This window comes from Humidesulfovibrio idahonensis (assembly GCF_054657715.1).
In genome coordinates this window covers 1,235,095-1,255,702 of record NZ_BAAHYE010000002.1, presented here as the reverse complement: position 1 = coordinate 1,255,702, position 20,608 = coordinate 1,235,095, and the positions used below count along the sequence as shown (strand labels likewise).

General features: G+C 62.1%; 15 protein-coding genes and 1 tRNA gene. 14 read left to right on the top strand and 2 right to left on the bottom strand.

Annotated features, from left to right (window positions below):
* From ilvB to ACYQ4W_RS06130, 5 genes are all read left to right on the top strand, one after another.
* Complete coding sequence (ilvB, locus tag ACYQ4W_RS06150) at nt 1–1,692, top strand: biosynthetic-type acetolactate synthase large subunit (RefSeq protein WP_459854075.1); 1,692 nt, start codon at nt 1–3, stop codon at nt 1,690–1,692.
* Nucleotides 1,693–1,705: 13 nt separating this feature from the next.
* Complete coding sequence (gene ilvN / locus ACYQ4W_RS06145) at nt 1,706–2,188, top strand: acetolactate synthase small subunit (protein ID WP_459854072.1); 483 nt, start codon at nt 1,706–1,708, stop codon at nt 2,186–2,188.
* A gap of 52 nt (nt 2,189–2,240) precedes the next feature.
* On the top strand, nt 2,241–3,230 hold the full coding sequence (gene ilvC / locus ACYQ4W_RS06140; RefSeq protein WP_459854070.1) for a ketol-acid reductoisomerase: 990 nt from the start codon (nt 2,241–2,243) through the stop codon (nt 3,228–3,230).
* Nucleotides 3,231–3,485: 255 nt separating this feature from the next.
* Nucleotides 3,486–3,881, top strand: a complete 396-nt coding sequence (locus ACYQ4W_RS06135; RefSeq protein WP_459854067.1) for a Ros/MucR family transcriptional regulator — start codon at nt 3,486–3,488, stop codon at nt 3,879–3,881.
* Nucleotides 3,882–3,904: 23 nt separating this feature from the next.
* Nucleotides 3,905–4,606, top strand: coding sequence for a M15 family metallopeptidase (locus ACYQ4W_RS06130; RefSeq protein WP_459854064.1), 702 nt, complete (start codon nt 3,905–3,907; stop codon nt 4,604–4,606).
* A gap of 120 nt (nt 4,607–4,726) precedes the next feature.
* On the opposite strand, the gene ACYQ4W_RS06125 is transcribed toward ACYQ4W_RS06130, so the two are convergent.
* Nucleotides 4,727–6,907 carry a glutamine synthetase III family protein gene (locus ACYQ4W_RS06125; RefSeq protein ID WP_459854061.1) on the bottom strand — a complete coding sequence of 727 codons (2,181 nt, stop codon included), beginning with the start codon at nt 6,905–6,907 and terminating at the stop codon, nt 4,727–4,729.
* A 374-nt stretch (nt 6,908–7,281) separates the two neighbouring features.
* Entirely contained in the window at nt 7,282–9,897 is a 2,616-nt protein-coding gene (locus tag ACYQ4W_RS06120; RefSeq protein ID WP_459854058.1) for a bacteriohemerythrin, read from the bottom strand.
* A 278-nt stretch (nt 9,898–10,175) separates the two neighbouring features.
* On the opposite strand from ACYQ4W_RS06120, the gene ACYQ4W_RS06115 reads away from it, so the two are divergent.
* From ACYQ4W_RS06115 to lon, 9 genes are all read left to right on the top strand, one after another.
* Entirely contained in the window at nt 10,176–11,267 is a 1,092-nt protein-coding gene (locus ACYQ4W_RS06115) for an HD domain-containing phosphohydrolase (protein WP_459854055.1), read from the top strand.
* Nucleotides 11,268–11,446: 179 nt separating this feature from the next.
* Nucleotides 11,447–12,184, top strand: a complete 738-nt coding sequence (locus ACYQ4W_RS06110; protein ID WP_459854052.1) for a hypothetical protein — start codon at nt 11,447–11,449, stop codon at nt 12,182–12,184.
* An 89-nt stretch (nt 12,185–12,273) separates the two neighbouring features.
* Nucleotides 12,274–12,708: a hypothetical protein gene (locus ACYQ4W_RS06105; protein WP_459854050.1), complete on the top strand. Its 435-nt coding sequence runs from the start codon at nt 12,274–12,276 to the stop codon at nt 12,706–12,708.
* Between the two features lie 119 nt (nt 12,709–12,827).
* Nucleotides 12,828–14,186 (top strand): bifunctional hydroxymethylpyrimidine kinase/phosphomethylpyrimidine kinase, encoded by a 1,359-nt coding sequence (thiD, locus tag ACYQ4W_RS06100; RefSeq protein ID WP_459854048.1) that lies wholly within the window; start codon nt 12,828–12,830, stop codon nt 14,184–14,186.
* A gap of 155 nt (nt 14,187–14,341) precedes the next feature.
* Nucleotides 14,342–14,426 (top strand) — tRNA-Leu (locus tag ACYQ4W_RS06095).
* A 62-nt stretch (nt 14,427–14,488) separates the two neighbouring features.
* Nucleotides 14,489–15,877 (top strand): trigger factor, encoded by a 1,389-nt coding sequence (gene tig / locus ACYQ4W_RS06090; RefSeq protein ID WP_459854046.1) that lies wholly within the window; start codon nt 14,489–14,491, stop codon nt 15,875–15,877.
* Nucleotides 15,878–16,130: 253 nt separating this feature from the next.
* Complete coding sequence (clpP, locus tag ACYQ4W_RS06085; RefSeq protein WP_459854043.1) at nt 16,131–16,733, top strand: ATP-dependent Clp endopeptidase proteolytic subunit ClpP; 603 nt, start codon at nt 16,131–16,133, stop codon at nt 16,731–16,733.
* Nucleotides 16,734–16,742: 9 nt separating this feature from the next.
* Nucleotides 16,743–17,993, top strand: coding sequence for an ATP-dependent Clp protease ATP-binding subunit ClpX (gene clpX / locus ACYQ4W_RS06080; protein WP_459854041.1), 1,251 nt, complete (start codon nt 16,743–16,745; stop codon nt 17,991–17,993).
* Between the two features lie 119 nt (nt 17,994–18,112).
* On the top strand, nt 18,113–20,563 hold the full coding sequence (gene lon, locus ACYQ4W_RS06075; RefSeq protein WP_459854039.1) for an endopeptidase La: 2,451 nt from the start codon (nt 18,113–18,115) through the stop codon (nt 20,561–20,563).
* Nucleotides 20,564–20,608: the final 45 nt, after the last annotated feature.

Here is a 20,608-nt window from a genome sequence, read left to right as displayed (position 1 = left end):
ATGGAGCTCAGCGGAGCTCAAATTCTGCTTGAGTGTCTGAAACGCGAAGGAGTGGAGGTTGTTTTCGGGTTCCCAGGGGGAGCCGTCATCGACATCTACAACGAGCTGCCGAACGCATCGTTCAAGCACGTGCTGGTGCGTCACGAGCAGGGGGCCATTCATGCGGCGGACGGGTATGCCCGTGCCTCCGGCAAAGTGGGCTGCTGTCTCGTGACCTCCGGCCCGGGCGCCACCAATACGGTCACCGGAATCGCCACGGCCTACATGGATTCCATCCCCGTGGTGATTCTGACCGGACAGGTGCCCACGCCGCTCATCGGCAACGACGCTTTCCAGGAAGTGGACATCGTCGGCATCACCCGCCCTTGCACCAAACACAACTATCTTGTGAAGGATGTGAACGACCTGGCGCACGTCATCCGCCAGGCGTTCTTCATTGCGCGCTCCGGCCGGCCCGGCCCCGTCCTGGTCGACCTGCCCAAGGACATCATGCAGGCCAAGACGAACTTCGTCTGGCCTGAAGACGTCCACATGCGCAGCTACAACCCCAACTACAAGCCGCACGCCGGGCAGATCCGCAAGGTCGCCCAGCTTCTGCGCGACGCCGAGCGCCCGCTCATCTATGCCGGCGGCGGCGTCATCTCCAGCCACGGGCACGAGGCCCTCACCTGGCTGGCCAAGAACCTGCACATACCGGTAACGGCCACGCTCATGGGCCTGGGCTGCTTTCCCGGCAACGACAAGCTCTGGCTCGGCATGCTGGGCATGCACGGCACCTATGCCGCGAACATGGCCATCAACAACGCCGACTTCGTGCTTGCCGTGGGCGCGCGCTTCGACGACCGCGTCACCGGTAAGGTGAGCACCTTTGCGCCCAAGGCGACCTTGGTTCATGTGGACATCGACCCCACGAGCATTCAAAAGAACGTGAGCGTTCACGTGCCCATCGTGGCCGACTGCCGCCTGGCCCTTGAGGCCTTGAAGGAAGAACTTGAGCCGAGCCTGGCCGAGTACGACTTCGAGGCCGGGCACATGCCCTGGGTGTCCAAGGTGGCGGCGTGGGCCAAAGAGCATCCGCTGACCTACAAGCCAAGCGACACCACCATCAAGCCGCAATACGTGGTGGAAAAGCTGCACGAGCTGACCCGCGGCGACGCCATCATCTGCACCGAGGTGGGCCAGAACCAGATGTGGGCGGCCCAGTTCTACAAGTTCAACAAACCGAACGCGTTCCTGTCCTCCGGCGGGCTCGGCACCATGGGCTACGGTTTTCCCGCGGCCATTGGCGCGCAGTTCGCCTGCCCGGACAAGATGGTCATCGACGTGGCCGGCGACGGCTCCATCCAGATGAACATTCAGGAGCTCGCCACCAGCGTGGCCAACAACCTGGGCGTCAAGATCGTCATTCTGAACAACGGCTTCCTGGGTATGGTTCGCCAGTGGCAAGAGCTCTTCTACAAGCGCAACTACTGCGAAACCTGCATGGACGCCCAGCCGGACTTTGTGAAGCTGGCTGAGGCATATGGCGCCAAAGGCTTCCGCATCAGCAAGGTGGAGGATGTGGAGCGCGTTCTGAAAGAAGCTCTCGAAACGCCGGGCACGGTCATTGTGGACGTGTTGGTGGAGAAGGAGGAGAACGTGTATCCCATGGTTCCGGCCGGTGCGTCACTCACCGACATGCTGCTGGTGTAGGAGGATGGCGATCATGCGACATACCTTATCCGTCACGGTCGAGAACGAACCCGGCGTGCTTTCGCGCGTGGCCGGGCTCTTCAGCGGCCGCGGCTTCAACATCGAGTCCTTGAACGTCGGCCCGACCCTTGATCCTGGCGCCTCCGTCATGACCATCACCACCGAGGGCGACGAGCAGATCATCGAACAGATCGTGAAGCAGCTCAGAAAGCTCATCACCGTCATCAAGGTCGTGGATCTGACGGAGATGCGCAGCGTGCTGCGCGAGATGGTGCTTCTGAAGGTCAACGCCTGCGACGCCAACCGCGCGGAGATTCTGCGCACCGTCGACATCTTCCGCTGCAAGGTGGTCGATGTGAGCATTGACGAGATCACCATCGAGGCCACGGGCAATCACGAGAAGATAAGCGCCATTGTCGGGCTGCTCACCCGCTTCGGCATCAAGGAGATCGCACGGTCGGGCATGGTGGCCCTGAAGCGCTCCACCCAGAGCTAAGCGAGTCAATTATCACCGGGGAAATCTCCGGCGAAAGAAAAAGGGAGATATAATGAAAGTTTACTACGAACAAGATGCGGATTTGGGCCTTCTCAAAAATAAGACCGTGGCCATCATCGGCTACGGCAGCCAGGGCCATGCCCACGCGCAGAACCTGCGTGACTCCGGCGTCAACGTCATCGTTGGCCAGCGCCCCGGCGGCCCCAACTATAAGCTCGCCCAGGAACACGGCTTTGTGCCCGTGAGCGCCCACGAAGCCGCCGAGAAGGCCGATCTCATCATGATTCTGGCCCAGGACCAGCTGCAGAAGGTCATCTACGACAATGACGTCAAGTCCGCCCTGACCGCCGGCAAGGCCCTGGCCTTTGGCCACGGCTTCAACATCCACTTCGGCCAGATCAAGCCGCCCGCGGATGTCGACGTCATCATGATCGCGCCCAAGGGTCCCGGCCACATGGTGCGCCGCACCTACACCGAAGGCGGCGCCGTGCCCTCCCTGGTGGCCGTGCACCAGAACGCCACCGGCAACGCCCTGGCCCTGGCCCTGGCCTATGCCAAGGGCATCGGCGCCACGCGCTCCGGCGTCATTGAGACCAACTTCCGCGAAGAGACCGAGACGGACCTCTTCGGCGAGCAGGCCGTGCTGTGCGGCGGCTGCACCGCCCTCATCAAGGCCGGTTTCGAGACCCTGGTGGAAGCCGGCTACCAGCCGGAGATGGCCTACTTCGAGTGCATGCACGAGATGAAGCTCATCGTGGACCTGATGTACGAGGGCGGCATGGCCAAGATGCGCAATTCCATCAGCGACACGGCCGAGTACGGCGACTTCACCCGCGGCCCCCGCGTCGTGACCGAAGAGACCAAGAAAGAGATGAAGAAGATCCTGACGGAGATCCAGAACGGCGAGTTCGCCCGCGAGTTCATCCTGGAGAATCAGGCCGGACAGCCCACGCTGATCGCCAAGCGCCGCATCGCCGCCGAGCACGCCATTGAGGTCGTCGGCTCCAAGTTGCGCTCCATGATGAGCTGGTTGAAGAAATAGACCGAGCTGTTCTTGTGTACAAGACGGGGCCTGCCTTTGTGGTTGGCCCCGTCTTTTTTTTGGGTTCTGAAGCAAGGAACTCGAACATGTGTCACGCACTCTACTGTTGAGCATAAGAGCAAATTGCAGCGGTATTCAGACTTCACATGTTGACGCTCAGAAATGGTGGTGTTAACAATAACTCTAAAGAACCATGTGAAATGGCGCTACGGCAGCATATATCAGTATAATGCACATATGGAAAAGGAGATTTTGATGGACGACTACCTTAAGGAGGCCCTTGAGATCGTCAAGGCTCAGGCCAGTGTGCGGACCATGACTGAGGAGGAGATCACCTCCATGGTCAAGAAACTGGTCCGTGGCATTCAGGCCATTGCCGGGGAAGTACCTGTGCAGTCCCTCGACGAAGAGGCCACGTGCGAGCCCTCGAAGTGCGTCCGTGAGAAGACGATCACCTGCTGCGTCTGCGGCAAGGCTTTCAAGATCATCACGAAAAAGCACCTCTTGTCCCACAGCCTCACTCCCAATGAATATCGCGAGAAGTTCGGCTACAAGAAGGGCATGCCTCTGGTCTGCAAGTCTCTGCAGCGCGACCGCCGCAAGAAGATGAAGGAAATGGAACTCTGGAAAAAGCGTGGTGCGAAGAAGTAGTTTCAGGATAGCGGGAGCATAGCATGTCGTTGCGCTTGCATGCTTCGCGGGTTTCCGCATGGCTTTGCGCCGCGTTGTGTGTCGCCATTCTTTGCGTGGCGCCACTTTCATGCGGTTCTGCCCAGGCTGCGGACACCGACACCCAACGGCTCAACGCCGCGGGACTTGTGGAGCCAGTCCTTGTGGCTCCCACGCTTGTGCTTGATGTCCGCTATGCCACGACCAACAACTTCACCGGCCAAAAGGTCTATCCTTCCGCACGTTGCTTTCTGCGCGCTGATATTTCTCAGAGGCTAGCCAACGTTCAGGCCCTGCTGCGCAGACAGGGCCTTGGCCTCAAAATCTACGACTGCTACCGCCCCTTTTCCGTACAGGAAATCTTCTGGCGCATCATGCCGGACAATCGCTACGTGCTGGAACCCTTGCGCAGGAACGGCGAGATCGTCAAAAGCTCGCGGCATAACAGCGGCGCGGCCGTTGATGTGACCCTCGTTGACGCCCAGGGGCGAGAGCTGCCCATGCCCACCGGCTATGACGACTTCAGCGAAGCCGCGCACCGCGACAACACCAAGGCCTCGGCCGTGGCGCTGCGCAACAGCAAGCTTCTGGAGCAGGCCATGACCGCCCAGGGCTTTCTGCCTCTGGAAACGGAATGGTGGCATTTCGACGGCCCCGGCTGGCAGGAATACGCTCCTCTCGACATCCCCTTGCCTCAAGACCACTGAGGCCACCGGCAAGCGCCGCGCACTCGGCCGATCCCGGTCTTGGGCATTCCTTTGCATCACCGGCAATAAAAAAGGCCGCCCCCGAGGGAGCGGCCTTGTGTTGTGCGCCGTTGGTCCGCGTTAGCGGATGAACAGCATTTCCTGGTAGCTGGGCAGCGACCACAGGTCGTCGGCCACGATGGCTTCCAGGGCATCGGCGTAGCCGCGGACATCGGCCATGGCGGGAAGGATCTTCTCGCACATGTACTTGGCCTCGGCGTGGGCGTCCTTGGCTTCGTACTCCAGCATCTTGTCCAGCTTCACGGTGGATTCCTGCAGGCTGCGCAGCTTGTCGGTGACGTCCTCAAGGGCGGCCATCTTGTAGTCGTGGCCAATGGCCTTCAGGTTGGCGCAGGCGGCGGCGAGCTCGCTCTGGTAGCGCATGGCGGCGGGGAAGATGATGGTGGTGGCCATGCGGACGACCAGGTTGGCCTCGGTCTTCAGGGTCTTGGTGTACTGCTCGAGGTAGATCTCCTCGCGGCTCTTCAGTTCGGCCTCGGTGAGGATGCCGTACTTGGTGAAGAGCTCGATCACCGGCTTGGTGGTGAGGACGGGCAGGGCCTCGGGGGTGGTCTTCAGGTTGGGCAGGCCGCGCTTGGCCGCTTCCTTGTGCCAGGCCTCGGAGTAACCGTCGCCGTTGAAGATGACCGGATCGTTCTCCTTCATGATCTTCTGGAGCACGGCCTGGACGGCGGCGTTGAGCTTCTTGGGGTCGCCCTTGGTGGCTTTCTCGATCTCGGTGGCGATGAAGTCCAGGGACTCGGACATGATGGCGTTCAGGGCCACCAGCGAGCCGGCGATGGACTGCGAGGAGCCCACGGCGCGGAACTCGAAGCGGTTGCCGGTGAAGGCGAAGGGGCTGGTGCGGTTGCGGTCGCCCGGATCCATGGGCAGCGGAGGCAGGGTGTCCACGCCGATGCTCATGATGCCCTTGCTCTTGGAGCCCTTCAGCTTGCCTTTTTTGATCTGGTCGAACACATCGGCCAGCTGCTCGCCGAGGTACATGGACATGATGGCCGGAGGAGCCTCGTTGGCGCCCAGGCGGTGGTCGTTGGAAGCGGTGGCGACGGTGGCGCGGAGCATGGCGCCGAACTTGTGCAGACCGCGGATGGCGGCGGCGCAGAACACCAGGAACTGGGCGTTCTCGTGCGGGGTGTCGCCCGGATCAAAGAGGCTGCCGAGTTCGGCGTTGCCCACGGAGTAGTTGAGGTGCTTGCCCGAGCCGTTGATGCCGGCAAAGGGCTTTTCGTGCAGCAGGCAAACCATGCCGTAGCGCTTGGCAACGCTGCGCAGGGTGGTCATGACCATCTGGTTGTGGTCGGTGGCCATGTTGCCCACTTCATAAATGGGGGCGATTTCAAACTGGCTGGGGGCCACTTCGTTGTGGCGGGTCTTGACCGGAACGCCGAGCTTGAACAGCTCGCGCTCGACTTCCATCATGAAGGACAGCACGCGGCGGGGAACGACGCCGAAGTACTGGTCCTCGAACTCCTGGCCCTTGGCGGATTTGGCGCCGAAGAGGCTGCGGCCGGCGATGAGCAGGTCCGGACGGGAGAACACGAAGTTGCGGTCGATGAGGAAGTATTCCTGCTCAGGACCGGCAAAGGAGGTGACGGGCAGCTTGGTCTCGACGCCGAAGAGCTTCAGCACGCGCTTGGCCTGAACGTTCAGGGCCTGGTTGGAGCGCAGCAGCGGGGTCTTCTTGTCCAGGGCCTCGCCGGACCAGGAAACGAAGGCGGTGGGGATGCACAGGAAGGTGCCGTTGGGATTCTCAAGGATGTAGGCCGGGCTGGTCACGTCCCAGGCGGTGTAGCCGCGCGCTTCGAAGGTGGAGCGCAGGCCGCCGGAGGGGAAGCTGGAGGCGTCGGGCTCGCCCTGGATGAGGAGCTTGCCGCTGAATTCGGCAATGGCGCCGCCTTTGCCGTCGGGCACCAGGAAGGCGTCGTGCTTCTCAGCGGTCATGCCGGTGAGCGGGTAGAACACGTGGGTGAAGTGGGTGGCGCCTTTCTCGATGGCCCAGTCCTTCATGGTGTTCGCAACCACATCGGCAATGGAGGCATCCAGCTTTTCACCAAGCTCGATGGTCTTCTTCAGGGACTTGTAGACGGCCTTGGGCAGGCGGTCCTTCATGACCTTCTCGTTGAAGACGTTGGAGCCGAAAATTTCAGTGGGCTTGGTGTCGTTGAAGTTCAGGGGAGCGTGCGCCGGTTTGTAGTTGATGACGGCCGATATGGCGTTGAGACGTGCCTGGATTCCGCTCATTTGGCTGACTCCTGTATCTATGGCGTTAGGTGTTGTTTTGCAATTATGTGAGATTGCCGACCCGATTCACTGTGTGGTGGTGCAAAGCATTGCCCACCTTATGCCAACTGCCCTGTCCAATCAAGTGGGAGCGCGCCTTCCGAGGGAGCGCGACATCCCCACTGGTGTGCAGCGTTCGCTGAACTGAACCCTTCTAATCAAAAATCGGGCCAACAAAAAATAATGTTGTTTTGCAGATGATTGGCGTGCCTTGGCAGCGCTGGTAGATGAGAAAAGTGACGATATTGTTATTTTGTGGAGCGCAGCATGGGCGGCTAATGACAAAAATGTTCGCCAGGCCTTGCGGCAGCTAGCAAGCCTGGAATCAAGGTCCGCTACTTTTCCCCGTGTTCCTTCAAAAATGTCCCCAACTTGCGGTCGTCCGTCAAAACGTGTGTCATCACACGATCCTTGATGAAGATGCAGACCTCTTTTTTCGGCAGCAGCTTGCAGGCCTCGTAGTTCTGGGCGAAGTCGTGCAGCACCTTGAGCACCTTCTCGTGCACCTGCTTGTGGACCTCACGGTCCGGGTAGCCGTGGCGCAGCATCAGCGCTTCCTCGGTCTGCAGGTGCTTTGCCGTGATGTCGATGAACGGACGGATCATGACGCCGGCTGCTTCCTGGCGACCCGGGTCGAACAGGGCCGAGTACAGTTCGCGCGCGGCGTTGAACAAGGCCCGGTGCTCGGCGTCGAGGCAGTGAATGCCGGTCCCGTATTCCTCCTGCCACTCCAGCGGGTCGAGCATGTCGTCCAGGGAAATGGCCTTGTCGAGGCGCGTCTCATAGACCTCCAGCAGCTTCCAACGGATGATCGGCACATCGACAAGCACCTTCGAGGGAATGTGGAAGATCTGCGAATCCTTGGAGGCAACAGCTCTGAACAGGCAGGGGATGTCGAAGAGCACAGTGCTTTCGCAGAAGAAATCGCCGGGGCCGAGATGTTCCACCGTGCGTTCGCCGATGACCAGATCGACGCCGCCGGATTTGATGAGCGACAGGCGCGGCGTGGGCGAGGCGCCGACAACGGCGTCCTTGGCGAATTTTTGGATGCTGACCGAGGCCGCGATGGCGTTTTGCCGGGTGCAGGACATGGCGTCGCCGAACAGGCTGTTGGTGTACAAGAACTGGCGCACGTTGAGCTGCCTGGTCATCTTGTCGAAAAGATCGTTGCTGCGGATGAACGCCAAGTACAGATCCATGGGAATGCGCAGGGCCTGCACAAAGTTCGCCGCGCGGTAGGTCTCGGCCACGGGCTTGCCCGTCAGCGCCGTCACCTCGCCCAGCATGGAGCCGGAGGAGAGGGTGCTGGTCACCTTTTTCCGGGTCTGGATCATGTCGGCCTGGCCGGTGAGCACCAGGTACACGCATTCCGCCCGGCGTCCGGCCTTGAGGATGATCGATTCCGGGTTGAACTTCTCGATGGGGTTGTTCAGCAGCACCCGCAGGCGCGAGCTGGGCACACTGGGAAAGTAGCTCGCCAGTGAGTGGTACGCGTAGGAGCGCACATAGTCCTGGTGCGAGGGGATGAGCACGTCGACCGTGCCGAAGGGCGCGCCGGAGCCGATCTCCTTCTGCCGGTTGGTCAGGGGCAGTGCCGTGTGCGCCAGCACGATCTTGCCGGAATGGTCGTCCTCGAAGTCCTCGGCGTCGCCGTGGATCATGCCGCCGCCGATGTCGAGCTTCTTCAGGTCGACGGGGGTGAGGTAGTCGCGCGCAACGCTGTCGTACAGCTTTTTCGAAATGCCGGGCGCGTTTTCGTCGGTGTTGATCATGCTCTGAAGAAGCTTGAGGCTCGCGATGTCCGCGAAGTGCGCGTAGGTGCGGTAGCCGGAGCGGTCCAGGGTGCGGAAGAACATCACCGTGGTCTCCACCGGGTGCGGCGAAAACACGGGCTTCACTTCCAGGGTGTCGATGTCGTTCCACTCATCCATGGCGAGGTCGTGGAATTCGAAGTAGTGGGCGAACTCCTCCTCGTTCATCATTGACAGGGCGGCCAGCTTCTTCATCACCGAGGCGCGCACAAGGGGCGTGGCGTAGTAGGGGATGCGGTGGTCGGCGCGCATGATGTCCGGCAGGCCGCAGAAGTGGTCGTCGTGCGCATGGGTGTGGAATATGCCTGCGATCTCGTTCACGCTGATGCCGAGGGCGTTCAGGCTGTGCATGATGTTCGGGCCGGCGTCGATGAGGTACACCTTGCCCTGGAACACCAGGATGCTCGCCATGGCGGGCCGGTTGGGGTCCCAGCCGTCGCCCTCGCCCGAGTGCAGCACGGCGAAATAGTCGCGCCGGATCTGGTGGAAGCCCAGCACATACGGCGGCCTGGCCTCGGCATGGGGCGGCAGGTTCAGGTCCACACGCACGGAATCGCCGGCGTAGCTGATCTCGAAGACGTTGGTTTTGAGGCGCTTGACGAAAACGCCGTCGCGGATTTCCTGTGGCTCGTTCTCAAGAACGACGAGGTCCAGGTATTCGTCCATGCGCCGGATTTTGCCGAAAGCGAACTTGAGCTTCAGGCGCATCATCGCCTTGGCCATGTCGGTGGCAATGCCGGTGGCCATGATCTCTTCTTCGCTCACCAGTCCGTAGTTGCCCCGATAGATGTACTCCATCTGGGCTTCCACCTGCCTGCGCGAGCCGATGAGGATGGGTTTGGCGCCGGTGTTGTTCAGGTGGCCGGGAATGATGCGTCCCTGGCGGTAGAACATTTGCAGGATGGGGAACTCGGAAAGATTGGTGAAGTGCCCGTTCTGAATATGTACATCTGACAGCAGAATGGCGTTTGGCCCGGTCTCGAACCGCACGCCGTCGACTTCCTTATCTTGGATAAGGCCGCGCTTCATGAGATATTTGACGCTGTCCGCGGGACAGCCGCACAACAAGCAAAGACCGGCCTTGGGGACCGTGACGTAGGAAACGCCGTCCGCCACTTCGATTTTCGAAATTCCTGTCATTCACGCCCCGAAAGTTGATCCTTGAGTGCCCGCCGCGATCCTGATGCGCATGGACCAAGGGCCGGGAAAGAGCGGCCTGATTGCGTAGCGGTGGTCCTTGGAATGGCAGCGGGTTGGGATGACATATGTCAGCAGGAGACTATTCGTCCAGCAAATTCAAGTAAACCAATCGTCGATAAGTACGTAGGGGGTTGATTCCCGGCAATTATTTTGTTTTAGTGTTGAGCTGTAATCGATTTATGAACCACAGGATGCAATTCCGTCCAAAGAAGGTGAGAATGAACGCTGCGACAAAACGTGACCGCATCCTCATAATCGATGACGAGCTCATAAATCGCAAGGTTCTGGAAGGGCTCTTGAAATCCTACGGCCATGAATGCGTCTCCGCCGATTCCGGCCCGGCGGCGCTGGCGCTGCTCGACAAGAGCATCGACCTGGTCCTGCTGGACATCATGATGCCCGGCATGGACGGCTTCACCGTGGCCAAGACCATTCGGCACATGCCGGAATTCGCAGACCTGCCCATCGTCATGGTCACGGCCCTTTCCGCCAAGGGCGACCGCCTCAAGGCCGTGGAGGCCGGGGCGAACGACTTTGTGGCCAAGCCCATCGACACCACCGAACTCGGCGTGCGCATGACCTCGCTTCTGCGCATGAAGAAATACCACGACGAGCTCAAGGACTACCAGGCGCATTTGCAGCAGATGGTGGCCGACAGGACCAGCGCCTTGCGCGCCGCCCTGGGCGACCTGGAGAGCGCGCGCCAGGCCACCGTGCAGGCGCACATGGAGACCATCCACAAGCTCTCGGCCGCGGCGGAATACAAGGACGAGGACACCGGAAGCCACATCATGCGCATGAGCCGCTACTGCGCGCTCATCGCCAAGGCTTACGGCATGTCCGAAAGCGACGTGGACCTCGTCTTGAACAGCAGTCCCATGCACGACATCGGCAAAATGGGCATACCCGACTCCATCCTGCTCAAGCCCGGCAAGCTGGACGATTCGGAATGGGAGATCATGCGCCGGCACACGCTCATCGGCGCCACCATTCTCAGCGGCGGGTCGTCGAAGTATCTCGAGTCCGGTTCGGAGATCGCGCTTTCGCACCATGAGAAGTGGGACGGCTCCGGCTACCCGCGCGGACTCGCCGGCGCGGACATTCCGCTTTTCGGACGCATCTGCGCCGTGGCCGACGTATTCGACGCGCTGACTTCGCGGCGGCCGTACAAAAACGCCTTCAGCAACGAACGCTCGCTTGAGATGATGGCCGGCGGGCGCGGCTCCCATTTCGACCCGGAGTTGTACGATTTGTTCGTCGCCAACCTGGACCAGGTCTTCGAGATCCAGAACAACTTCCGCGAAGAATAGCGTTGCCGCAACAAGCCCTACGCTGCGATTGCGCTCCTCTTTTCGACCTGTCTCCGCATATTTTATAAAAACTCTAGACATTCCCTTGCGCCTACCGTATGCAAAAGAAAATCGTTGCAGGCAGGCCTGAAGGCATGTGCGCGTTCCGGCACGGCATTTGGGCGGGGGAGGGTGCAGGCATGGGCAAAGCCGACTGGTCCCTTGACCTTCTTGAGCGCGATCTTGCCGAGGGCTTCGCCCTTTTGGGCCGGGCCGAACGCTCGGGCGGGCTCGGTCTGGGCGAGTCCCAGGCTTTGGCCGATGGTGTGCTGCGGTGCATGAACGGCGCGCTCATGAAGGTTTCCGAGAGCCTGGAGGCTCAGGCGCAGCTTCGCCGCGAGCTGGACGTCGTGCGCACCGAGATGCAGCAGGCCCAGACCGCCCAGGCCGCGCGCATTCAGAGCCTTGAGACCGAGGTGGACGCCTTGCGCAAGGCTCTGCGCCACGCGCGCGCGCAGCAGGAATTTTCTCCACGGGCAGAGCGTTTCGCCGCCGCCCGCTGCCCGTCCGATGAGCATTTGAGCCGTCCGCTCGTGCTCCGGTCACAGCAGGGCGCCTTTCTCGGAGTGACCGACCGCCAGGGGCAGGCCTTGAGTCTTGCCGGTTTTTTGCGACTGGTGGAAGGTGGCTCGCCCGCACCGCGCCGGGCCGGCCGTGTGGTGGCGACCTGCTGGGAGCCGTGTTCCGGCGGCTGGTGCCTCACCGTGTCCATAATGGGCCCGCAGCCGCGCGGCTATGTTTTGGAGACCCGCTCCCTGCGCACCCCAAGCGAAAATTGGGTGACGCTCCTGGCCGGGATGCAGGTTGACGGGCGCGACGTGCCCCAGGATTATGTTGTGCAGATGTTCCGGCAGCTGCGCGAGGCTTTTCAGGAATAATAGGATTTGCTCTAGATTTACTCTTGATAGATGCCGTCCATATGCGATAGGGGAAATTCATCTCCCGCGAGTTATTCGGAGGAGCAGACATGCCGCAAGTCGCCGCCAGGATCAGCACCGACCACGAAAAGTGGCTCAAGGACTTTTTCAAGACCAAGAGCGCTGGTGCCGAATTCATCCTCCCTTGGGCTGTGGATGTGTTTTTCAAGATGATACGGGGCGTCTCCGTGGAGTTCACCACGGCGGAGCTCAAAACCATCCTTGAATCGCACCGCGATGTGCGCCTGCTGCCCAACCAGTCCAAACAGGCGTATCTCATGCTCCGGGTGGAAAGCGCCTGCGACGAGCACGAGGCGCACATCATGCACGGCGCCAGCCGCAGCAACCTCGAGATCAAACTGCGCCGCCTGAATGATTTGCAGGCCACCGCGCTCATGATCTGGGCCACGGCCTACTGGACCAGCAAGGCCTGGAGCGGCGTCTCCCTGGAAGACTACGTGAAGCTGACCTGCACGGGCAGCTAGCCTGCCTTGGCTGCGGCCCACCCCTCATTCACACCAGAAATCCTGCCGGGCGGCGCGCGTTGTTCCTGACGGCGCCTGACACCGGCGCGTGGCCTCACAGGCCCTGAGGTACGACTGCCATGCAAGCGAATCCAACCATTCTGACCATTGCCGGGTCCGATTCCGGCGGCGGCGCCGGCATCCAGGCGGATCTCAAGACCATCGCCATGCTGGGCGGCTTCGGCGCTTCGGTCATCACCGCGCTGACGGCCCAAAACACCATCGGCGTCTCCGGCATCCATCCCGTTCCGCCCGCCTTCGTGGCCCAGCAGCTGGACGCCGTGACCAAGGACCTGCGCGTGCGCGCGGCCAAGACCGGCATGCTGTTCTCCGGCGAGATCATCAAGGCCATCGCCGGACCATTGGCCGGCCGCGCCTTTCCGCTGGTCATCGATCCGGTCTGCGTGGCCCAGTCCGGCGCGCGCTTGCTGGAGGAATCGGCCGTCACCGAAATGGTGCGCCACCTGTTCCCCCTGGCCGACCTGCTGACCCCGAACATTCCCGAGGCCGAGCTGTTCACCGGGCTCACCATCAAGAACACCCAGGACATTTGCGAGGCCGCGGCGCGGCTGCTGGCCATGGGCCCCAAGGCTGTGCTCATCAAGGGCGGGCACATGGACTCTCCCGCCTCCACGGACTGGTACGCGACGCCGGGGCAAAAACCGTTGCCGCTGATGCAGACCCGCGTGGACACGAAGAATCTGCACGGCACCGGCTGCGCGCTTTCCGCCGCCATCGCCGCGCACCTTGGACTCGGCTTCGACATGCTCACCAGCGTGCGCAAGGCCCAGGCCTTTTTGCACGCGGCCCTGCGCGCCAGCTATCCCGTCGGCGCGGGCGGCGGCTCTCCCAATCACGCCGTGCCGCTTTTGAAGGAGCAGGCGCGGCTTGGGCTGCTGGATGAACTGGCCGAGGCGGGCAGGGCGCTTGCGCAAATGCAGCACTTCGCCAAGCTGATTCCCGAAGTGCGCTCCAACCTTGTTCTGGCCCTGCCCTTTGCCGGGGCCGCCCAGGACATCGCCGCCTTCAGCGGCCGCATCACCTGCACCCGCCGCGGCGAGGTGATCCTGGCCGGCGGCCCGGAGTTCGGCGCCTCCTCGCACATGGCCCGCGTTCTTTTGGCGGCGCGCAAGTATAATCCGCGCCTGTCCTGTGCGCTCAATATCGTCTGCAACGACAAGACCTTGGCCGCTCTCAAGCGCACCGCGCTCACCACCGCCGGCTTCGACCGGGCCGACGAGCCGGCCGACGGGCTGGGGCATGAGGGCGGCACCATGGATTGGGGCACGCAAGCCGCGTTCGAGGCCTCGAACACCCCGCGCAACGTGGACGCCGTGGTCGACATGGGCGGCATGGGCAAGGAGCCCATGATCCGCATTTTGGCTGTGGACCCAGCCGAGCTTCTGGTCAAGGTGCGACGCATCCTCGATCTTATGTAGAGATCGTTTCTGGCTGGCGGCATTTGCCTGGCGAGGGCCGCAAGCCGGAATCGGCGCGGCCACCGGTTGACAGTTCGCCGCCCCCCGCTTATCTAACAGGACTTTTGACAGCGCCAGCGGCAGATTCATTCACGGCGCTCATGGCGAATCAAGACGCGAGAGTGGCGGAATTGGTAGACGCACTGGACTTAGGATCCAGCGGCCGCGTCCGTGGGAGTTCGAGTCTCCCCTCTCGCACCACGAAACGACAACGCGACCCGCGCTCGACCGCGGGCTGACATCTTCAGGAGGACGGCAAGTCAATGGATTACAAGGTCGAAGAACTCTCTCCGGTCAAACGTAAGATCAACATCACCGTGCCCGTCGACGAGGTCAACGCGGCCCTTTCCGCCGCTGTGGCCCTGTACCGCCACCGCTACGAGATCAAGGGCTTCCGCCGCGGCAAGGCTCCTTCCTCCGTGGTCGAGGGCAAGTACCGCACCCAGATCTACTCCGAGGCCACCACGGACCTGGTGAACTACCAGATCAACGAGGCCCTCTCCACCCTGGGCATCATGCCGCTGTCGCGCATCGACATGGACGGCAAGGAACTCGTCCGCGACGAGGAGTTCAACTACTCCATCAGCTTCGAGGTCGCCCCGGACTTCGCCCTGCCGAACTACGACGGCCTCGCCGTCGAGGTTGAGCGCGCCGAGGTGAAGGAAGAGGAAGTGCGCGAGGTTGAAAACCGCATTCTGAGCAACGCCGCCACGGTGAAGCCCATCACCGAAGTGCGCCCGGCCAAGGACGGCGACATCGTCGTCATCACCTTCGGCGCCTACAAGGGCGATGAAGTGTTCCAGGGCATCCAGGCGGAGAACTTCGAGCTGACCCTGGGCGACCGTCAGGCCCTGCCCGAGTTCGAGGCCATGCTCAAGACCCTCAAGACCGGCGAGAAGGGCGAGTGCGAAATCACCTTCCCCGAGGACTTCATCAATCCCGCCATGGCCGGCCAGACCCTGGTCATGCGCGCCACGCTGCACTCCATCAAGGAAAAGACCCTGCCCGAGCTCACTGACGAAGTGGCCAAGCGCGCCGGCGGGTTCGACTCCGTGGAGAAGATGCGCGAAGCCATCACCCAGTCCTACAAGCAGAGCCGCGAGCAGCTGAACCGCTCCGTGGCGCAGAAGAAGCTGCTGGACCAGATGATGGTCCATGTGGACTTCCCGCTGCCCCCCAGCATGGTCGAGAACCGCATCGACCGCCTGCTGGCCGACCTTGAGCAGCGCCTCGACCGCCAGGGCAAGAGCCTTGCCGCGCTGAACAAGACCACGGAAGAACTGCGCGAAAGCCACCGCACCCAGGCCGAAGACGCCGTGCGCAGCGAGATTCTGCTTCTGGCCGTGGCCAAGAAGGAGAACCTTGAGGTCAAGCCCGAGGAAATCGACGCCGCCCTCACCCAGGTTGCCCGCCAGCACGGCCAGGACCTGATGAGCGTGAAGCAGTACTACGAAGAGAACAACCTCATCTTCCCCCTGAAGGACCGCCTGATGGCCGACAAGGCCATTGAGCTGATCTACGCCCGCGCCGCCAAGACCGAGATCGACCCGGTCCCCGCTGGCGAGGACGCCGGGGAGAAGAAGGAGGCCGCGCCCGCGAAGCCCAAAAAGCCCCGCGCCAAGGCCGCCAAGACCGAGGCGCCCAAGGAGTAGCCTTGGCTGACTCCCGTCTCCTGCACAGCTGATTGACAGGGCGCGGCGGCCGGCACATGCTCCGGTCGCCGCGCCATGATTTTAATGGCGCGCAGTCTCTTTCTTTCGCCGGTGGCGAAGATATTGACGGACGCGAACTTGCTCTTATTTCTGGTAGACGGCATATGGTTTCAGCCAAAACCTGCCGATGAGTCTCGCGCAGTCAACACGCTAAGGACGCGCCCAGGCGCGCGTTCCCCCCAAGGAGTCGCCCATGCCCGCTGTGCCCATTGTCATTGAAACCACCGGCCGCACCGAGCGCGCCTATGATATTTACTCCCGTCTGCTCAAAGACCGCATCATCCTGCTCGGCACCGCCATCGACGACCATGTGGCGAGCCTGATCTGCGCCCAGCTGCTGTTTCTGGAGTCCGAGGACCCGGAAAAAGAGATCTACATGTACATCAATTCTCCCGGCGGCGTGGTGACGGCCGGCATGGCCATCTACGACACCATGCAGTACATCGCCCCGCCCGTGGCCACCCTGTGCATGGGCCAGGCCGCCAGCATGGCCTCGCTGCTGTTGTGCGCGGGCGAGAAAGGCATGCGCTACGCCCTGCCGCACAGCCGCATCCTGATCCACCAGCCCCTGGGCGGCGCGCAGGGCCAGGCCACGGACATCGGCATCCAGGCGCGCGAGATTCTGCGCATGCGCGAGGAGCTGAACGGCATTCTGGCCGGGCACACCGGGCAGAGCATTGAGCGCATCGAGAAAGACACCGACCGCGACTACTTCATGACCGCCAAAGAGGCCCTGGATTACGGCATCATCGACACCATCATGGTCAAGCGCGGCGACGCGGAAAAGAAGGCGTAGGAAACGATCATGAACAGGAAAAAGACCGGTTCGCCCACTGACCTCGCCTGCTCCTTTTGCGGCAAGAGCCAGGTTGACGTGCAGCGGCTCATCGCCGGGCCCGACGTCTATATTTGCGACGAGTGCGTGGGCCTGTGCAACGACATCATCGCCCAGGAGCACGTGAGCGAGTCCGCTGGCGACGTGCGCCTGCTGCCCCCGCAGGAGATCAAGGCGCTGCTCGACCAGTATGTCATCGGGCAGACCAACGCCAAGAAGATCCTCTCGGTCGCGGTGCACAACCACTATAAGCGCGTGTTCTACGCCCAGAACAACAAGGACGACGTGGAGATCGACAAGAGCAACATCCTCTTGATCGGCCCCACCGGTTCCGGCAAGACGCTCTTGGCGCAGACCCTTGCGCGCATCCTCAAGGTGCCCTTCGCCATCGCCGACGCCACCACCCTCACCGAGGCCGGCTACGTGGGCGAGGACGTGGAGAACATCCTCGTGGCGCTGTTGCAGAACGCCGACTACGACATCGACGCCGCCAGCCGCGGCATCATCTACATCGACGAGATCGACAAGATCGCGCGCAAGGGCGACAGCCCGTCCATCACCCGCGACGTTTCGGGCGAGGGCGTGCAGCAGGCCCTGCTCAAGATCATCGAGGGCACCGAGGCCAACATTCCTCCCAAGGGGGGCCGCAAGCACCCGCAGCAGGAATTCATCCGCATGAACACCTCGAACATCCTGTTCATTCTGGGCGGGGCGTTCATCGGGCTCGACAAGATGATCCAGCAGCGCATGCAGGGCGCCAGCATGGGCTTTGGCGGCAAGGTGGAGAGCAAGAAGGATTTGGCCGTGGGCGAGATGCTGGCCTTAAGCCAGCCCAACGACCTCATCAAGTTCGGCCTCATCCCCGAGTTCGTCGGCCGCATTCCCATCGTCACCGCCCTGGACGAGCTGACCAGCGAGGACTTGGTGCGCATCCTCACCGAGCCCAAGAACGCGCTGGTGAAGCAGTACCAGAAGCTGTTCGAACTGGACAAGGTGGGCCTGCGCTTCACCGAGAACGCGCTCAAGGCCATCGCCGAGCAGGCCATCGCCCGCAAGACCGGCGCCCGCGGCCTGCGCAACGTGCTCGAATCGACCATGCTGGACATCATGTACAAGCTGCCGTCCTTAACGGGCGTCAAGGAGTGCGTCATCAACAGCGCGGTCATCGAGAAGGGCATGGAGCCCATGATTCTGTACCATCAGGAGGTCAAGAGCGCCTGATAGGCGCTTTCGGCCTTTGACAATCGCCGCCCGGAGGTTATGGAAGGAGCATACGGACATTCGGCCATTTGCCCCGCCAGACCTTTGAACCAGCCCGGCCACGGCCCTAAGGAGCATGCATGACCGACTACGACGCTCTGGAACGCGATTCCCAGCCGGACGATTCCGTGTTGCCTCTCATGTCGTTGCGCGAGGTGGTGATGTTCCCGCGCTCCATCGTGCCCCTGTTCGTCGGGCGCGAGGCTTCCATCAAAGCCATTGAGAGCGCCATCGCCCTGCACGACAAGCACATCTTCCTGGTGACCCAGCGCACCCCGGAAAAAGAGAAGCCCGAAGCCGGCGATCTCTTCGCCGTGGGCACGGTGAGCCGCATTTTGCAGATGCTGCGCTTGCCCGACGGCACCATCAAGGTGCTGTTCGAAGGGCTGTACCGCGCCAACTGGCACATCCTGGAAACCGACCCGGCGGATGCCGGCGACTTCCCCCTTGTGCGCGTGGACAGGCTTGAGGACATCCACGGCGACAAGGGCGAGGGCGACGCGCTCATCCGCGCCGTGAACGAATCGCTCGAAACCTACGCCCGCAACAACAAGAAGCTTGCGCCAGAGTCCATTCTGGCCATGGCCGCCCTGCGTGAGCCGGGCACCCTGGCCGATGCGGTGATGCCGCACCTGAAGGTGGATTTTGAGCGCAAGCAGCGCGCCCTGGAGATACCCGACGGCGCCAAGCGCTTGGAATACGTCTACGAGCTGCTCATGGGCGAGATCGAGATCGCGTCCATCGAAAAGCGCGTCAAGGGCCGCGTCAAGGGCCAGATGGAGAAGAACCAGCGCGAGTATTACCTGAACGAGCAGATGAAGGCCATCCACAAGGAGATGGGCCGCGAAGACGATCCCATGGCCGAGGCCGTGGAGCTTGAAAAGCGCCTGGACGAAAAGATCATGTCCGACGAGTCGCGCGACCGGGTCAAGAAAGAGATCCGCAAGCTCAAGCAGATGCAGCCTTCCAGCGCGGAATACACCGTGGTGCGCAACTACGTGGACTGGATTCTGGACCTGCCCTGGGGCGTGTTGAAGGAATCCGACCTGAACATCGCCCACGCCCGCACGGTGCTGGACGAGGACCACTACGGCCTGGAAAAGCCCAAGGAGCGCATCCTTGAGTACATCGCCGTCTTGAGCCTGGTGAAGTCCATGAAGGGCCCCATCCTGTGCCTTGTGGGCCCCCCGGGCGTCGGCAAGACCTCCATCGCCAAGTCCATCTCTCGGGCCATGGACCGCGAGTTCGTGCGCATCTCCCTTGGCGGCGTGCGCGACGAGGCCGAGATCCGCGGCCACCGGCGCACCTACGTCGGCGCGCTGCCGGGCAAGATCATCCATTCCCTCCGGCGCTGCAAGTTCAACAACCCGGTCATCTGTCTGGACGAAGTGGACAAGATGAGCACGGACTTCCGGGGCGACCCGTCTTCCGCGCTGCTTGAGGTGCTCGACCCGGAGCAGAACTACGCCTTCAACGACCACTACCTGGACCTGGACTACGATCTGTCCAAGGTGTTCTTCATCACCACGGCCAACACGCTGGACTCCATACCCTTGCCCCTGCGCGACCGCATGGAGATCATCCGCCTGCCGGGCTACCTGGAGACGGAAAAGCTCAAGATCGCCAAGCAGTTCTTGTTGGGCAAGCAGCGCGAGCTGCACGGCCTGACCGAAGAGAACATGACCATCTCCGACAACGCCATGCTGGAGATCATCCGCCGCTACACGCGTGAGGCGGGCGTGCGCAACCTGGAGCGCGAGATAGCCTCCCTGTGCCGCAAGGTGGCCATGAAGATCGTCGAGGACAAGAACGTCACCAGCGTGCCCGTGAACCGGCAGAACATCGGCAATTTCCTCGGCGTGCAGAAGTACCGCCACGAGGAGCGCGAGGAGAAGGCCCAGGTGGGCGTCACCACCGGCTTGGCCTGGACCCAGATGGGCGGCGAGCTGCTGCTGGTCGAGGTCGTGCTCATGAGCGGCTCCGGCAAGGTGGAGATCACCGGCAAGCTCGGCGAGGTCATGCAGGAGTCCGCCCGCGCGGCGCTCTCTTACCTGCGTTCCCGCTCGGACCTCTTCGGCCTCAAGCGCGACTTCCACAAGGAGATCGACATCCACGTGCACGTGCCCGAGGGCGCGACGCCCAAGGACGGCCCCTCGGCCGGCGTGGCCCTGGCGACCTCCATCGTCTCGGCGCTGTTGAACATCCCGGTGCGCAACGATGTGGCCATGACCGGCGAGATCACGCTGCGTGGCCGCGTGCTACCCATCGGCGGCCTGCGCGAGAAGCTCCTCGCCGCCCACCGCGGCCTGGTCGGCACGGTGTTCATCCCGGCGGAGAACGAGAAGGACCTCAAGGAAGTGCCCGATGAGATCCTGAAGGACCTCAAGATCATTCCTGTCGAGACCGTGGACACGGTGCTGGAGCAGGCCCTGGAGTGCGGCAATTCCAGCGCGCTCTTTTGTGGCCGCGACAACATCTCGCCCTTGAGCGACCTGCTGGTGAAGGAAGAATACCAGCGGCCCACGCACTAGCTCTCTGCAAACGTTCGCCAATAAAAAAGGCCGGGTCTCCCCGGC

Bases quoted from the DNA above. Each gene is read 5' to 3' on its own strand.
- ilvB (WP_459854075.1), top strand. From the start codon at position 1: ATGGAGCTCAGCGGAGCTCAAATTCTGCTTGAGTGTCTGAAACGCGAA.
- ilvN (WP_459854072.1), top strand. From the start codon at position 1,706: ATGCGACATACCTTATCCGTCACGGTCGAGAACGAACCCGGCGTGCTT.
- ilvC (WP_459854070.1), top strand. From the start codon at position 2,241: ATGAAAGTTTACTACGAACAAGATGCGGATTTGGGCCTTCTCAAAAAT.
- ACYQ4W_RS06135 (WP_459854067.1), top strand. From the start codon at position 3,486: ATGGACGACTACCTTAAGGAGGCCCTTGAGATCGTCAAGGCTCAGGCC.
- ACYQ4W_RS06130 (WP_459854064.1), top strand. From the start codon at position 3,905: ATGTCGTTGCGCTTGCATGCTTCGCGGGTTTCCGCATGGCTTTGCGCC.
- ACYQ4W_RS06125 (WP_459854061.1), bottom strand. From the start codon at position 6,907: ATGAGCGGAATCCAGGCACGTCTCAACGCCATATCGGCCGTCATCAAC.
- ACYQ4W_RS06120 (WP_459854058.1), bottom strand. From the start codon at position 9,897: ATGACAGGAATTTCGAAAATCGAAGTGGCGGACGGCGTTTCCTACGTC.
- ACYQ4W_RS06115 (WP_459854055.1), top strand. From the start codon at position 10,176: ATGAACGCTGCGACAAAACGTGACCGCATCCTCATAATCGATGACGAG.
- ACYQ4W_RS06110 (WP_459854052.1), top strand. From the start codon at position 11,447: ATGGGCAAAGCCGACTGGTCCCTTGACCTTCTTGAGCGCGATCTTGCC.
- ACYQ4W_RS06105 (WP_459854050.1), top strand. From the start codon at position 12,274: ATGCCGCAAGTCGCCGCCAGGATCAGCACCGACCACGAAAAGTGGCTC.
- thiD (WP_459854048.1), top strand. From the start codon at position 12,828: ATGCAAGCGAATCCAACCATTCTGACCATTGCCGGGTCCGATTCCGGC.
- tig (WP_459854046.1), top strand. From the start codon at position 14,489: ATGGATTACAAGGTCGAAGAACTCTCTCCGGTCAAACGTAAGATCAAC.
- clpP (WP_459854043.1), top strand. From the start codon at position 16,131: ATGCCCGCTGTGCCCATTGTCATTGAAACCACCGGCCGCACCGAGCGC.
- clpX (WP_459854041.1), top strand. From the start codon at position 16,743: ATGAACAGGAAAAAGACCGGTTCGCCCACTGACCTCGCCTGCTCCTTT.
- lon (WP_459854039.1), top strand. From the start codon at position 18,113: ATGACCGACTACGACGCTCTGGAACGCGATTCCCAGCCGGACGATTCC.